The following is a 13,558-nucleotide window of genomic DNA, read 5'->3' as shown; positions in this document are numbered from 1 at the left end:
TAATGGGGAAATCACATTCAGAGTAATCAATGAAGCTTGTCTTCTCGATTACCGGGAGAAAGGTCCAGGTTACACTCGTTACGCAAAAAAAAGGATGCCCTATATTCGCTCGGCATCCTTTTAATTAATCATCAGAAGTTTATTAATAGCTTATTGATTATCACCAAACCAGATGTTCTCTGTACCGGTCCGCGTGTCCGTCCATACGCTCACTAGACGGCCTGTTTGGGGGACAATGGCATTGCCGATGTAGTCCCCAATTAGGGGAATACCGGTGACGTCAAAGGAAGTTGTCGTTATACGGGTGTTTGTAAACGTCATCCCCCCATCTCTAGATGTAGCTAGATAAACATCAAGGTTGAGGGGATTGACTCGATTAGTGTAATAGGTAACGAATATTGCACCATCCGCAGGGGACACGGTGATGGCTGGGAAAAAGTTTTGGGAGCCCGCTGGACTGCCCGTAATGGAGATTGGTGTACCCCAATCCACACCGAAATTGGTGGAAGTAGCAAGAAAAATATCGGAATAACCTTCTCGAAAATCTTGCCATACAGCATATACATTCCCTCGTGTCGTCGGTGCATTAGAAATATCCGCTGCGAGGGAAGGGTATGTTAGACATCTAAATGTATATCCCGGCAATGGATCTGGTGGGACTACAACGCTGGCGACCATGGTTTCAGGGGTGAAAGTGACCCCGCCGTCTGGGGATGTGCGAATTTTTAGATCAGTATTACCGGGAGGCTGATTGATCCATCCCACGATAACAATCCCATTTAATGTAATTGCTATACCGGGGAATTCTTCGAATTCTTCGACCGAAGACAGCAGGGAGGGACTGGAATAGGTATTACCGTTATCTAGGGAACGATTGAAGAATATCGTATTTCCCGGTATGAATTGTGTGTTGTAATCATGCGTATAACCAGTATATACATTTCCAAAAAAGGGACTTGATCCAGCTTTGTCGGTGACAACGACTACCTGATCATCATTTACAAACTGCCCAAACCCTTGATTCACGATGACTGGCGGTCCGAATGAAGATGCGTTGTCGGCAGATGTATAGGATACGATCGACCCGCTGAGACCGTCTGAATCGAAGGCGTGAGCCAATACTACGAACGTGGTCGGAAAAATATAATCAATATGTGGTGCTTCGATGCCTGCAAATCCTGTCGGTAACGGTAATAATGTTGTTGTCCAAGTGGTACCTGCGTCAATAGATTTGTACAAACCTATATTGGGAGGGCCTGTTCGAAGATCTACAGCTACGGCGACCATAACCGAAGGATTAAGCCAATTTACCGCGATGGTGGGCTCAAATTGAGCACTTGCGCTCGGCGAAATTTGAATATTAGCCATGCTAAGCTCCTTTCGTCATAGAGTTTTCGTTACTTACGGGTTCAGCTGAGCTATGAAAGTAAGTTCGGATTGCAGCACTCTTTGATGGGGGATGACGTTTCCTGACGAATCCGTTCCGAACACCGTGATAATCGTGTCTGCCGGTGCGTTTCCAGTTACGAGAAATTGGACTTCATAAGCTGAATTGCCTGCGATATTAAAACTGAGAAACTGGCTGGTGTTCGCATTAACATTTAATGAGTTGGAGTAGACTAAACCTTTACTAACCAAGGTATTCCATACGTAAACGTGATAGACTACGTTAGATGAAAAACTAAGGTTGTCATTATCGATATTAATGACCACGTTGGATGCTGGGGTAGTACCTGTGTTCGTAATGATGCCTGTTGTTGTTGCCATGAGCTTCACCTCTTTATTAGTTTGCTATATATATATGAATTGAGATTCATTGTGTTTGGACAAGGGAATCAGAAAAATCGCGGAAATTGAAAATATGAGAGGTATGCTATTATTCCATGAATCTCCCCTTCCTCTTGCCTCGCAACTTACAAATTATTCCTGAATAAATTGATAGAAAATGAGGGGAGGAGTGATGGAAATGGCTTTTACAACAGGTCTTATTACTAATACGAGAGCTACTGGTACTGCAGCAAGTAATGTAGTGGTCAGCGTTCGCAACACAAGTAACGCGAGTGCAATGATGATCGTCGAAGTTTTCGGCGTTCCATATTCAACGCTTGCACTAACACCACTGTATGTCACAGGTTATTATGTTCCAGCAATGAGTTCTGATGTCAGAGAGTTCTTCATTGCAGGGAATGTCGCTTACGAGGTTCAGGTAAGTAGTCCTTATCCATTGGCTAATGTGGTGTGCTCCATGTACGGATTGGATGAGTTCGGAAATCTTGTTACAGAACAGAGAGTGCTTCAATCTGAATTAACGGAGATTACCGCTCTTTCTTTACCTGTATAACAGTATTTTGGGGAAATCAAGAAGCAACCACCGATGAGAATTGGGTGGTTGCTTCTTTTTTAGGCGCAATAAATCCTCTTAGAGGCATTCACACAGGCACAAAGGTGGAATTTAAATATACTAATTTTATACTCCAATGTAGAGAGAGGTAAAAATCATGGTGGATGTAGGAGTAGTTATGCCTTTGTATACCCAAAAGCCGGAATTCCTCCGGCAAGCTCTGGAGTCTGTTCTGCGCCAAACCTTCACCGAATTTCGACTGATCATTGTAATTGATGGTGCACCAGATATGGAACCTCTTGTGAGATCAATAATTGCTGAGGATCCAAGGGTAACTATTATCTCTTATGTACAGAACAGGGGTATTGCACATGCGCTGAATACGGGCTTTGATCTTTTATTTAGCGAACCCAGTATTCAGTATTTGAGCTGGGTCTCCAGCGATAATGTTTATGAACCCCGTTTTCTCGAAATCCTTCGAGAGGCACTAGTGAAGGGGCCGCAGGAGCTAGGAATCGTGTACAGTTCTTTTCAAAGTATAGATAACGAGGGAAACCTACTTCATAACGAGCATCAGCTAGCTACTCAGCGAAATTACCAGTCACAGCCCAAAGAGAGATTGCTGGATTACTCGCTTATTGGTGTTTCTTTCATGTACAAATCGCAGGTTGCGAAGCTTGTTGGGGGGTACGGAATGGAGCCGGTGGAGGATTATGATTACTGGCTGAGACTTGCTGAACATTGTGATATTCGCTTTATCCCCGTGGAGCTGGTGAATTATCGCGTGGACTCTACCTTTAGTGTATCTGCACAGTTACATTCCACTGAAAATCATCGGAGATGGAGATATACGTACCACTTGACCCGCCATCAGGCGCGATTCCGTAGAGGGATTCGTCCTATGATTACCGTTTTATTTCCTGTAGTAAATGCTGGTGCGGAGGAAATAGCGAGGATAGAGAATTTGTATGAACAGACGTATAGCAATTATGAGTGTCGGGTGCTGGATTTATCACTTACGGGTCAACCATCTGTTCTAATAGGTTCAATCCCTCATCCTGCAACAGAGTTTGTTTACATGCCAGGAGTTGTGGAGTCGCACGCGATTTGTGGAGCGCTAGAGCACTTGTCCACTCCCTACACGATAGTTTTAGGTCCTAAGATTTTCATCGGAGCACTCGATATTGAATACATGCTGGAGGCTTTGATTACTACCGGTGGAGACACGATCTCCAATTATTATACGGATGATCATAGCTTGATTGGATTCCGGCATAGACATGTCCCATCGACTAAAAATCACTACTATAATGAGCTGTTTCGAAGCACAGATTTGTATGATTTGTTGAAGATCTATTTTTCCTAAAATAATATGTGAATGAGTGATCGTAATGAAGATTTTGTTCACCTTCTTCAACCCGAGCGGCGGTATGCAGACCCTGAACCGAGTGCGCTGCCAAGCATTACATGATCACGGTGTAGAGTGTCATTTGTTGTACACACACCCTGGAAAAGGGCAGCAAAATATCCCTAATATTCAAACCTATATTACCAATAATGATGACGAGATCAGGGGACTGCTCACTCGGGAAGTTTTTGACTTGATTGTAGTGTGTACGGATATTTACTTAGCGGAGAGGTTTAGAAGGTTTGGTTACAAGGGGCCGCTTGTTTTTGAGGTGCAGGGATTGGGGACCTTAGATGAAGCGGAGCAAGTTATTAGTAATTTTAATGAGCGGATTCACAAGCTAACCGATGCACTGCTCTATCCAGAAACCACTCATTTGCAGACGCTTTTTAAAGGTGGATTTCCATCTATTCCTCAATATTGCTTTGACAATCCGATCGATTGCGATCAGTTTGGATATACCAATTATCCCGCAAAAAGCTTTCCCATCCTCGGCTGGGTGGGACGAATTCAAACGAATAAGAACTGGAGAGAATTTCTACAAATCGGACAACGGCTGCTGGCGATCCATCCCGAGCTTTATTTATGGATTTTTCAGGACGATACTTTGTTTGAGCCGGAGCAAAAAGAGAGCTTCGAACAATTTGTAGCCGAGACAGGGATTTCCTCACGTTTGATTTCGCATTCCAATGTTCCTCACGGGCAAATGGCAGATTATATGAGCATTATTGGTGATTCGGGTGGTCTACTCTGTTCCACCTCTATTCTCGAGGGATTTGGGTACGCCGTAGCCGAGGCAATGTTGTGTCGTTGTCCTGTTCTTACTACGGATTCGGATGGCATTCGGAGACTTGTCATTAATAATCATACTGGAAAAATATACACAAGAGGGCAGCTGGATGAAGCTGTGAATGCTGCTTTATCTTTAATGCATGATCCAGCACTGCGGGACAGAATTAGGATGAATGGCGAATGGCATATCCGAAACAATCTTTCCTCCGGGCTGTATGCGGATAGATTTCTCCAGATGTCTCATCAATTGATGAGACGCCGGTCTAAGATCGAGCGTCGATGGTCTTAACTCTGCGGTTATGCCGCAGGGTTAAGATGTTTTTTTAAATATAAGAATTTATATGCTTACGTTATAAATTATCCTTCTATTTCTGCGCCTCTTCAATTAATTCCTTTGCATCATTCCTAACATTTCCGACAGCCATGGAAACTGGATAGGCTCGCATTAGTTGTTGATCATACGGTTTCAGGAGCTTTATTAGAGAGGTAGTGTCCTGATTGCCCCGATCCAGCCATTCTGTCTCATCCTCAGGCTTCAAAATAACCGGCATGCGATTATGGATTTCAGCCATAAGCTCGTTCGGAGTAGTCGTTATAATCGTGCAGGTACTTAGTTTATTACCCTCAGGGTCCATCCAAATATCATATAATCCGGCCATAGAGAAAATACCTCCATCGCGCATCACGATCCGCATGGGTTGTTTGCTGCTGCCCTGCACCTTCCATTCGTAGAAGCCGTCAGATGGGATGATGCAGCGGCGTGAGCTTACTAAGCGCTTGAAAGAAGGTTTCTCCAGCAGCGATTCTGCCCGGGCATTGATCATTTTATTGCCGATTTTGTCATCCTTTGCCCATGAAGGAACCAGGCCCCAACGCAGTTCCCCGAGCTTATTGCTGGAACCTGTATGAATGACTGCCGGAATTTGCTGCATGGGCGCGGCGTTATATTTAGGGGCATAGTGGATAATGGTTGAATCATTCGCAAAATATCTGACCATCAACTCTTCCATAGTGACGGTTATTGTATAGCGTCCGCACATTATTTACACTCCCCAGTCAGTAGATTAGAAGTTCACTCCGTTTACAGCTTAATTTCATCATGTTATGCTCGGAATATTTCTTATTATAAACGAAGCGGAATGAATGAAGAAAGAGGTGCTCATTGGTGATTTTGGTAAGCTCTTGTCTAGCTGGCATGAAGGTGAGATATAATGGTACGGATTGTTTGGATGAGAAAATTCAGAAGCTTTTGAATGAGAATCAAGCTATTGCTGTGTGTCCAGAGTTGCTGGGAGGTTTCTCAACGCCTAGAGAACCAGCCGAAATCATTGGTGGGAATGGCGAGGATGTGCTGGCAGGGACGGCTAAAGTAGTGGATCGATCAGGTACAGATGTTACAGATATGTATTTAAAGGGTGCTTATATCACGCTTGCAAAAGCCCAAGAGGTATCAGCTACGATGGTAGTGCTTAAAGAAAACAGTCCTTCTTGCGGCAGCAGTATGATTTATAATGGGGAATTCAAAGGGAAGAAAATAGCCGGAAATGGCGTTACTACAGCTTTACTTAGAAAAAATGGCATTGAGGTAACCTCTGAAGAGAACTGGCTACTATAATCCTAGCTTTCATAGGGAAATGATTACAATATTGTGTTCTTTCGCTTGTGGAAAACTCACTTCTCGCGCGGTATAATTTAATAGTTCCAAGTATAAACGTCTTCGGCGTCCTTTTTAGGACGGTTAGCGTTTAAGCGAGAAATATAAGGATAATGTATAATGTGAAACTTATACCTTCTTATATTTTTAGAAGAACTAGTTTCCTATACTCTAGAAGCGGAGAAATGAATATGAAATCCATCTATTTGGACCACGCCGCATCAACCCCGGTTCATCCCGAGGTGGCTAAGGTCATGCTGAATATAATGACAGAACAATACGGAAATGCATCGAGTGTACATCAGTTCGGGCGTTCAGCTAAAAGAATATTGAACGGGGCGCGCGATAATATCGCCGCCTTTTTGGGCTGTTCACCTGACGAGTGGGTGTTCACTGGAGGCGGCACCGAGAGCGACAATTTAGCGCTCTATGGAGCAGCAGCTGCAGTTTCCCATAAAGGAAAACATATTATCACCACCCAGATCGAGCATCATGCAGTGTTACATACCTGCGAAGAGCTAGAGAAGGAAGGCTTCAAAGTTACCTATCTCCCTGTGGATTGGACGGGCAGGGTATCTGTTACAGACGTAGAGGCTGCATTGCAGGAAGACACGGTGTTGATCAGCGTAATGTATGCCAATAATGAAGTCGGCACCGTTCAGCCTATCCAGGAGATTGGTCAGCTTGCTAGAGAACGGGGAATTCTGTTCCATGTAGATGCTGTACAAGCTCTAGGTGCACTCCCTATTACACTCCGAGAGCTTCCAGTAGATTACATGAGCTTTACTGCTCATAAGATCAATGGGCCTCAAGGGATCGGTGGTTTATACGTTCGAAGCGGAGCGCCACTGCATCCAAGACTTCATGGCGGCCTTCAGGAGCGCGGCAGACGTGCCGGAACAGAGAATCTAGCCGGAGCAGCTGGGTTTGCCAAAGCCGTTGAAATAGCGGTTAAGGGTCTGTCAGAACGTCAACAGAATATGAAGCTCCTACGCAGTAGACTACTCGAGGAGCTGGATACTCTGATTGGACGGGAGCGTTACTCGCTTAACGGTAATACCGAGGAGTTTTTGCCTAGTATTCTGAATTTGAGCTTCCCAGGGGCTGGGACAGATGTTATGCTGATGAACCTGGATATGGAGGGGATTGCGGCAGCAAGTGGTTCGGCTTGCACCTCAGGATCCCTGGAAATATCTCATGTTCTGAAAGCAATGGGACTTCCCCAAAATATTTTAGAGTCTGCGATTCGATTTAGTATCGGTTTGGGTAATACTACTGAAGAAATCGAGTACGTTGCTCGAAAAGTTGAAACCATTTTGAATCGCCTACGTAAATGAGACTAGTTACTCTAGGTTTCGATCTGTATCGGGGCGATTCGGGCTTTTGGCTTTCTGAGAACTCGTAAGTACACTCAAAGTGAGGGGACCGAGGCAGCCATGAGACTACAAGATCTGATCGGCTTGGCTGTATTTGAAGTTGAAGAGGGGAATGAAATCGGCAAGATTGTCGATATTCTACTCGATTCAAACTGGAATATTACGGGTATTGAACTGGAAAGCAAATCTTTTTTTGGTGGCCATGTGAAATTTGTGGCATGGAAAGATATTGTGGCCTACGGCGAGGATGCTGTCATGATTCGTAGTAAAGAGTCGATTGATAAGACAGATGCCGATCATATACCTTGTACTTTTCTACTAGGAAAGAACAAACTTAAGGATTTGAAAGTACTGACTACAACTGGAACTATACTTGGACGAATATCGGATGTTTATTTTGACCAAAAGTTGGGAAACACAATAGGAGCGCTGGAAATCAGTGACGGGCTTGTGACTGATTTGATCGAAGGCCGCAAATGGCTGCCTTGTTCTGATGAGATGTCCATTGGTGAGAATGCTCTAATGGTTCCTGCAATGAGCGAAGAACGGCTACAAAAAGCCATTAATATTGTTAACGGATAGGTGGAATGTATTATATGAAGTGTCCAAACTGTAACTCCAAAGATATCGGAAAGATTGGTTCCCACCAGTTCTATTGCTGGGGCTGTTTCATTGAATTGACGGTAAACGGCGAGAAAATGTCGGTGTATCAAGTTGAAGAAGATGGCACACTCAGCTCGCTGGACGACCTCTTCTCCGGGGATGATATGACTCAGGATTTCCCGCAAATTCATGCGTCGTCTTAACTATGAATCTTGCTTTGTAAGCAAGAATGATCTATGTACTTAAAGCGTCAATCTCCTTTCAGTTGAAATCAGCTGCAGGGTTATTGGCGCTTTTTTTTGGTTCCCCGCAAAGCATCGAAGCAAAGGCTTCACTTTGTGGGGTTATTTTGTGTGCTTGATGGTTATTTTGCTGCGACCATACATATACTTATTTACGAAGCTAGTCCAGGCTACAGTCGCAGGAGGGTACACTCATGGAGCAATGGTCCCAAAGTAAGTGGTTCCGCTGGATGATCGGAGTGCTGCTCTCCCTGATCATTTTGTATTTTGTTTGGTTGCTTCGTCCGATGCTGCAGGGGATATTTGTATTTTTGAAGGCAATCCTCGCTCCATTTCTGGCAGCTATGATTATTTCCTACGTGCTGAATCCCGTCGTTAGTATGCTGGCCGGACGGAAGATGCCGCGTAGTGTAGCTGTTCTACTTATATATGCAGTATTCCTAACGGCGATTGCAGTGATTGCAATTAACCTTATCCCGATGTTTATCGAGCAGCTTGAAGAGTTGAATGAACATTTGCCAGAGATGACGCTGCAAGCCCAAGGGCTGATGCGACATATGAATTCTAGACTAATCCCGCCCGGGGTCGAGATGGGGATGAACAACTGGTTTTTTCAATTGGAAAGTCGTCTCGCCGAAGGGATTTCTAATTTTCTCGATAATATAGGGACAACGATTAATGTGCTGTTCAATGCTTTCATCGTACCGTTTCTAGTGTTCTATATTCTGAAGGATTTTGATGTGTTTGAGCGGACGGTGGTGTCTTGTCTGCCACGCGCACGCCGCAAGTCTATTGTAACTTTGTTAAAAGATATCGATGATGCACTCGGCAACTACATTCGTGGACAGTTTCTGGTCTGCATTATTATAGGTGTGCTTGCTTATATCGGTTATGCCATCATCGGAATGCCGTATGCTTTACTGTTTGCGAGTGTGGTGGCAGTGTTCAATATTGTTCCGTATATGGGTCCCTTTTTGGGGGCTGCACCAGCCATTGTAATGGCTTCGACTGTTTCTTTTCGTTTAGTGCTGTTGGTTGCAGTGGTTAACACAGTGTGCCAAATCGTGGAAAGTAACATTATTTCACCACAGGTGGTGGGAAAGAAACTGCATTTGCATCCACTGCTAATTATTTTTGCGCTTCTGGTTGGCGGTGAATTGGCGGGAATGATCGGACTTATCCTTGCTGTACCGTTCTTCGCGGCTGCAAAAGTCGTTATTCAACACTTTATGACGTATTTAATCAAACGAAAGCCCGTGTAAATAGGGTAAAACATTGACTATAGTCAACAGTTTTGTATATAATGTTGGGGAATATTACTGATGAACAGTCGGTATATATAGTTGATCGATGATGAGGAGTATTAATTCTATACCGTTATTGCAGAGAGCCGGCACTAAGGTGCGAGCCGGTTAACGGAACGGAGTGAACTCACCTCGGAGTAACGGCGCAAGTTTCAGGATATCCACTAGACATAATGGATGTCCTAGGTGAACCGCCGTCGCCTCACCCCCGCTAAAGGGTGCAAAGTGAGTGGCAGAATAAAGTATATTCAGCCGCTAACTAGGGTGGTACCACGGGAATTATAACCTCTCGTCCCTAGCGATAATACGCTAGGGATGGGAGGTTTTTTTGTAAATATAAGAGGGTATAGGTTTCACGAAATACTTCATGTCTTATATTTCTCGCATAAACGCTTACCGTCCTTATAAGGATGCCGATGGCAGTTTATGCTTGGTTAAGAAATCTAAGTAGTAACACTCCAAGGAGGAGCAGACAATGAGCGACAATCAAACAAACAGTATACCTGCCGGCGGTTACCGGGCGCAGGCTATTGAACCCAAGTGGCAAAAGTTCTGGGATGAGAACAAAAGTTTTAAGACAGGTGAAGATCCAACCAAACCGAATTTCTATGCACTGGATATGTTCCCGTACCCTTCAGGTGCAGGACTGCACGTAGGTCATCCAGAAGGCTACACAGCAACGGATATCGTATCCCGTTACAAACGGATGCGTGGTTTTAACGTGCTGCACCCAATGGGCTGGGATGCTTTTGGACTTCCTGCAGAGCAGTATGCAATGGACACAGGTCAGCATCCACGTGATTTTACAGATAAGAACATCGATAATTTCCGTCGTCAGATCAAATCGCTGGGTTTCTCCTACGACTGGGATCGCGAGATCAGCACTACAGATCCAGATTATTACAAATGGACGCAGTGGATTTTCATCCAGTTGTACAACAAAGGCTTGGCTTATGTAGCAGAAGTACCTGTTAACTGGTGCGAGGCACTGGGTACAGTACTTGCCAACGAAGAAGTTATTGATGGTAAAAGTGAGCGCGGAGGACATCCGGTTGTCCGCAAACCGATGCGTCAGTGGATTCTGAGAATTACTGAATATGCTGAGCGTCTGCTTGAAGATCTGGAAGAGCTGGATTGGTCTGAAAGCATCAAGGATATGCAGCGCAACTGGATCGGCAAATCCACAGGTGCAGAAGTGAACTTCGAAATTGAAGGTCACGATGCTAGCCTGACCGTGTTTACAACACGTCCAGATACATTGTTCGGAGCTAGCTACTGCGTATTAGCACCAGAGCATGAACTGGTTGATGCCATTACAACAGAAGCACAACGTGCAGCGATTGCAGAATATCGTGTGAAAGCTTCTCATAAGAGCGATCTGGAACGTACAGATTTGGCTAAAGAGAAGAGCGGTGTATTCACGGGAGCGTATGCAATCAATCCTGTGAATGGCGCCAAGGCACCGATCTGGATTGCAGATTATGTACTTGCAGGATATGGAACGGGTGCGATCATGGCGGTTCCAGGTCACGATACGCGCGACTGGGAATTCGCTAAACAATTCGGCCTGAATATCGTAGAAGTCGTACAAGGTGGCAACGTTGAAGAAGAGGCGTATTCCGGAGACGGACCGCATGTCAATTCTGATTTCTTGAATGGGCTTAAGAATGAAGAAGCGATTGCGAAGATGATTGCTTGGCTGGAAGAGAAGGGCGTAGGTAAAGGTAAAGTAACCTATCGTCTGCGTGATTGGCTGTTCAGCCGTCAACGCTACTGGGGAGAGCCGATTCCAATTCTGCATCTGGAAGACGGTACAATGAAGACTGTTCCGGTTGATCAGCTGCCACTGGTACTGCCTGATGTAGATGCGATCAAACCATCGGGTACTGGGGAGTCTCCACTTGCCAATGTAACAGAGTGGGTGGAAACGATCGATCCTGAGACTGGTATGAAGGCTCGCCGTGAGACCAACACCATGCCGCAATGGGCGGGCAGCTGCTGGTACTACCTGCGTTATATTGATCCGAAAAACGATCAAGAGCTGTGCTCCCCTGAGAAGCAAAAAGCATGGCTTCCAGTGGATCTGTACATTGGCGGAGCGGAGCATGCCGTACTTCACTTGCTCTATGCACGTTTCTGGCACAAGGTGCTTTATGATATCGGCGTCGTGGAAACGAAAGAACCGTTCCATAAGCTGGTTAACCAAGGCATGATTCTTGGAAATAATAATGAAAAAATGAGTAAATCACGCGGAAATGTCATCAACCCAGATGAAATTGTTGAAGCTTTCGGTGCGGATACACTGCGTGTCTATGAAATGTTTATGGGCCCTCTGGAAGCAACCAAACCTTGGAATGAAAAGGGTGTTGAAGGGGTTCACCGGTTCTTGTCCCGTGTATGGCGCCTGTTCGTGAATGAGGAAGGTAAGCTCAATTCCAAAATCACAGCAGATGGCGGTACGGAAGAGTTCAAACGTACTTGGCACAAAACGATTAAGAAAGTCACTGAGGATTTCGAACATCTGCGTTTCAATACGGCGATTAGCCAGTTGATGATTTTCATTAACGATGCCTACAAGCAAGAAACCTTGTCCCATGAAGCTGCCGAACACTTTGTGCAAATGTTGTCACCACTGGCGCCGCATATTGCTGAAGAGCTGTGGCAACTGCTTGGTCATGAAGGAAGCATCAGCTATGTGGCTTGGCCAACTTATGATGAAGCATGGACAGTCGATGCTGAGGTTGAAATCGTTATTCAAGTTAATGGTAAAATCGTACAACGCGACCTGATTCCGTTGGATATGGGTCAGGAAGAAATGCAAGCTCATGCGCTGTCACTTCCTAGTGTGAGTGCAGCTGTAGAAGGTAAAACCGTACGCAAGATTATTGCGGTTCCTGGCAAGCTTGTAAATATTGTAGTGGGTTAAGCGAAGAACGCAATTCTGCCCGCAGCATCGGAGAAATCCGTGCTGCGGGCTTTGTTGTTCTAACGTTCTTTAGGACCCTGATTAATAGTGTCGTGTCCGAATAGCTCATCAAGCTTAATAACATCCTCATCATATTTATCATGCGTTGTCGTGATGAGGCGTTCAAATACACCATCTAGACTGGTACGTAAGTGGTTTAACGCTTCTGCGGTAATGCCACCGCGAACAGCGACCCGTTCTTGAAGCTCTTGTGGGGTAAACTCCCCTTCTGTCAGCAATTTGCCTGTTCCAAGGAGCATTTCACCAGCGAGTCGGCTGATTAATGTCTCTTCAATTCCAGTGGCCTCAACGGCTGCTTCTATCCAGCGCTCAATGAAATAGCTTAAGAACGCAGGTCCACAGCTGGAGAAATCAGAAGCGATTCGGGTATGTGCTTCTTGGATTTCTAAGGGAACACCTATGAAAGACAATAGCTGTAGCAGTACAAGCCTGTCTTCTTTATTAAGCCTGCTGCCAAATATGCACAGTGAAGTCCCACTCTTGACGCAGTGCGTAATGCTTGGGATGATCTTGGCAATTTTGGACGGCAAAGCGGATTCCAGATGATGCAATTGAACTGGACTTGTAATGGATACGACAATTTGCTCACTCCGGAGACATGAGCCGATCTCATCTGTTAATGTTTTAAATTCAAGTGGCTTTACGCATAAAAAAACGATATCACTTCCTAACGCTGTCTCCCTATTGCTTCCGCAAATGGAAATGCCGGGGTGACGCTTCTCAAGCTCCAGCAGCTTGTTCAGGCTGCGGTTGCTGGCAAGCACATCACATGGTTCTAGCGCTCCGGAAGAAAGAAAGGCGTCGATCAGCAGGCTGCCCATGCTGCCTGTTCCGATAAATCCTACTTTCACC

General features: G+C 45.1%; 13 protein-coding genes. 9 read left to right on the top strand and 4 right to left on the bottom strand.

All coding sequences use genetic code 11. From position 1 onward, the window contains the following. Window positions 1-150: 150 nt before the first annotated feature. On the bottom strand, window positions 151-1,368 hold the full coding sequence (locus PAENI_RS29120) for a sialidase family protein (RefSeq protein ID WP_149647649.1): 1,218 nt from the start codon (window positions 1,366-1,368) through the stop codon (window positions 151-153). A gap of 33 nt (window positions 1,369-1,401) precedes the next feature. Next, window positions 1,402-1,767: a hypothetical protein gene (locus PAENI_RS29115; RefSeq protein ID WP_042191062.1), complete on the bottom strand. Its 366-nt coding sequence runs from the start codon at window positions 1,765-1,767 to the stop codon at window positions 1,402-1,404. A 199-nt stretch (window positions 1,768-1,966) separates the two neighbouring features. On the opposite strand from PAENI_RS29115, the gene PAENI_RS29110 reads away from it, so the two are divergent. The 3 genes from PAENI_RS29110 to PAENI_RS29100 all read left to right on the top strand — a co-directional run bounded on the left by PAENI_RS29110 (window position 1,967) and on the right by PAENI_RS29100 (window position 4,830). After that, a complete protein-coding gene (locus PAENI_RS29110) occupies window positions 1,967-2,341 on the top strand; it encodes a hypothetical protein (RefSeq protein ID WP_042191060.1) in 375 nt (124 codons plus the stop codon). Window positions 2,342-2,498: 157 nt separating this feature from the next. Then, window positions 2,499-3,707, top strand: a complete 1,209-nt coding sequence (locus PAENI_RS29105; protein WP_149647648.1) for a glycosyltransferase family 2 protein — start codon at window positions 2,499-2,501, stop codon at window positions 3,705-3,707. A 25-nt stretch (window positions 3,708-3,732) separates the two neighbouring features. Then, window positions 3,733-4,830, top strand: a complete 1,098-nt coding sequence (locus tag PAENI_RS29100; RefSeq protein WP_149647647.1) for a glycosyltransferase family 4 protein — start codon at window positions 3,733-3,735, stop codon at window positions 4,828-4,830. Between the two features lie 76 nt (window positions 4,831-4,906). On the opposite strand, the gene PAENI_RS29095 is transcribed toward PAENI_RS29100, so the two are convergent. Next, the gene (locus PAENI_RS29095; protein WP_076299696.1) at window positions 4,907-5,581 is read right to left on the bottom strand and encodes an SOS response-associated peptidase; all 675 of its coding nucleotides are present in this window, start codon (window positions 5,579-5,581) and stop codon (window positions 4,907-4,909) included. Between the two features lie 125 nt (window positions 5,582-5,706). Here PAENI_RS29095 and PAENI_RS29090 point away from each other — a divergent pair, with 125 nt between their 5' ends. The 6 genes from PAENI_RS29090 to leuS all read left to right on the top strand — a co-directional run bounded on the left by PAENI_RS29090 (window position 5,707) and on the right by leuS (window position 12,646). Further along, complete coding sequence (locus PAENI_RS29090; protein ID WP_149647682.1) at window positions 5,707-6,156, top strand: 2-thiouracil desulfurase family protein; 450 nt, start codon at window positions 5,707-5,709, stop codon at window positions 6,154-6,156. Window positions 6,157-6,386: 230 nt separating this feature from the next. Further along, window positions 6,387-7,532 (top strand): cysteine desulfurase family protein, encoded by a 1,146-nt coding sequence (locus PAENI_RS29085; RefSeq protein WP_149647646.1) that lies wholly within the window; start codon window positions 6,387-6,389, stop codon window positions 7,530-7,532. 99 nt (window positions 7,533-7,631) lie between these two features. Continuing rightward, on the top strand, window positions 7,632-8,153 hold the full coding sequence (locus PAENI_RS29080; protein ID WP_042191050.1) for a PRC-barrel domain-containing protein: 522 nt from the start codon (window positions 7,632-7,634) through the stop codon (window positions 8,151-8,153). Window positions 8,154-8,167: 14 nt separating this feature from the next. Beyond that, complete coding sequence (locus PAENI_RS29075; RefSeq protein ID WP_036677557.1) at window positions 8,168-8,377, top strand: hypothetical protein; 210 nt, start codon at window positions 8,168-8,170, stop codon at window positions 8,375-8,377. 233 nt (window positions 8,378-8,610) lie between these two features. Next, window positions 8,611-9,678, top strand: a complete 1,068-nt coding sequence (locus tag PAENI_RS29070) for an AI-2E family transporter (RefSeq protein WP_042191048.1) — start codon at window positions 8,611-8,613, stop codon at window positions 9,676-9,678. A 517-nt stretch (window positions 9,679-10,195) separates the two neighbouring features. Continuing rightward, a complete protein-coding gene (gene leuS, locus PAENI_RS29065; protein WP_149647645.1) occupies window positions 10,196-12,646 on the top strand; it encodes a leucine--tRNA ligase in 2,451 nt (816 codons plus the stop codon). A gap of 59 nt (window positions 12,647-12,705) precedes the next feature. Here leuS and comER read toward each other — a convergent pair whose 3' ends face one another. Beyond that, a complete protein-coding gene (comER, locus tag PAENI_RS29060) occupies window positions 12,706-13,557 on the bottom strand; it encodes a late competence protein ComER (protein ID WP_076284823.1) in 852 nt (283 codons plus the stop codon). Between the last annotated feature and the right edge of the window lies 1 nt (window position 13,558).

Origin of the sequence: Paenibacillus sp. B2(2019), assembly GCF_008370385.1 — a bacterium.
In the GTDB taxonomy this organism is placed as follows: domain Bacteria; phylum Bacillota; class Bacilli; order Paenibacillales; family Paenibacillaceae; genus Paenibacillus_AQ.
Note: the sequence above shows the minus strand (reverse complement) of the source record. Positions and strands in the feature narration are given on the sequence as shown.

What these genes read in the sequence shown, in the direction of transcription:
- PAENI_RS29120 (WP_149647649.1), bottom strand. Translation starts at nt 1,368, where the DNA reads ATGGCTAATATTCAAATTTCGCCGAGCGCAAGTGCTCAATTTGAGCCC.
- PAENI_RS29115 (WP_042191062.1), bottom strand. Translation starts at nt 1,767, where the DNA reads ATGGCAACAACAACAGGCATCATTACGAACACAGGTACTACCCCAGCA.
- PAENI_RS29110 (WP_042191060.1), top strand. Translation starts at nt 1,967, where the DNA reads ATGGCTTTTACAACAGGTCTTATTACTAATACGAGAGCTACTGGTACT.
- PAENI_RS29105 (WP_149647648.1), top strand. Translation starts at nt 2,499, where the DNA reads ATGGTGGATGTAGGAGTAGTTATGCCTTTGTATACCCAAAAGCCGGAA.
- PAENI_RS29100 (WP_149647647.1), top strand. Translation starts at nt 3,733, where the DNA reads ATGAAGATTTTGTTCACCTTCTTCAACCCGAGCGGCGGTATGCAGACC.
- PAENI_RS29095 (WP_076299696.1), bottom strand. Translation starts at nt 5,581, where the DNA reads ATGTGCGGACGCTATACAATAACCGTCACTATGGAAGAGTTGATGGTC.
- PAENI_RS29085 (WP_149647646.1), top strand. Translation starts at nt 6,387, where the DNA reads ATGAAATCCATCTATTTGGACCACGCCGCATCAACCCCGGTTCATCCC.
- PAENI_RS29080 (WP_042191050.1), top strand. Translation starts at nt 7,632, where the DNA reads ATGAGACTACAAGATCTGATCGGCTTGGCTGTATTTGAAGTTGAAGAG.
- PAENI_RS29075 (WP_036677557.1), top strand. Translation starts at nt 8,168, where the DNA reads ATGAAGTGTCCAAACTGTAACTCCAAAGATATCGGAAAGATTGGTTCC.
- PAENI_RS29070 (WP_042191048.1), top strand. Translation starts at nt 8,611, where the DNA reads ATGGAGCAATGGTCCCAAAGTAAGTGGTTCCGCTGGATGATCGGAGTG.
- leuS (WP_149647645.1), top strand. Translation starts at nt 10,196, where the DNA reads ATGAGCGACAATCAAACAAACAGTATACCTGCCGGCGGTTACCGGGCG.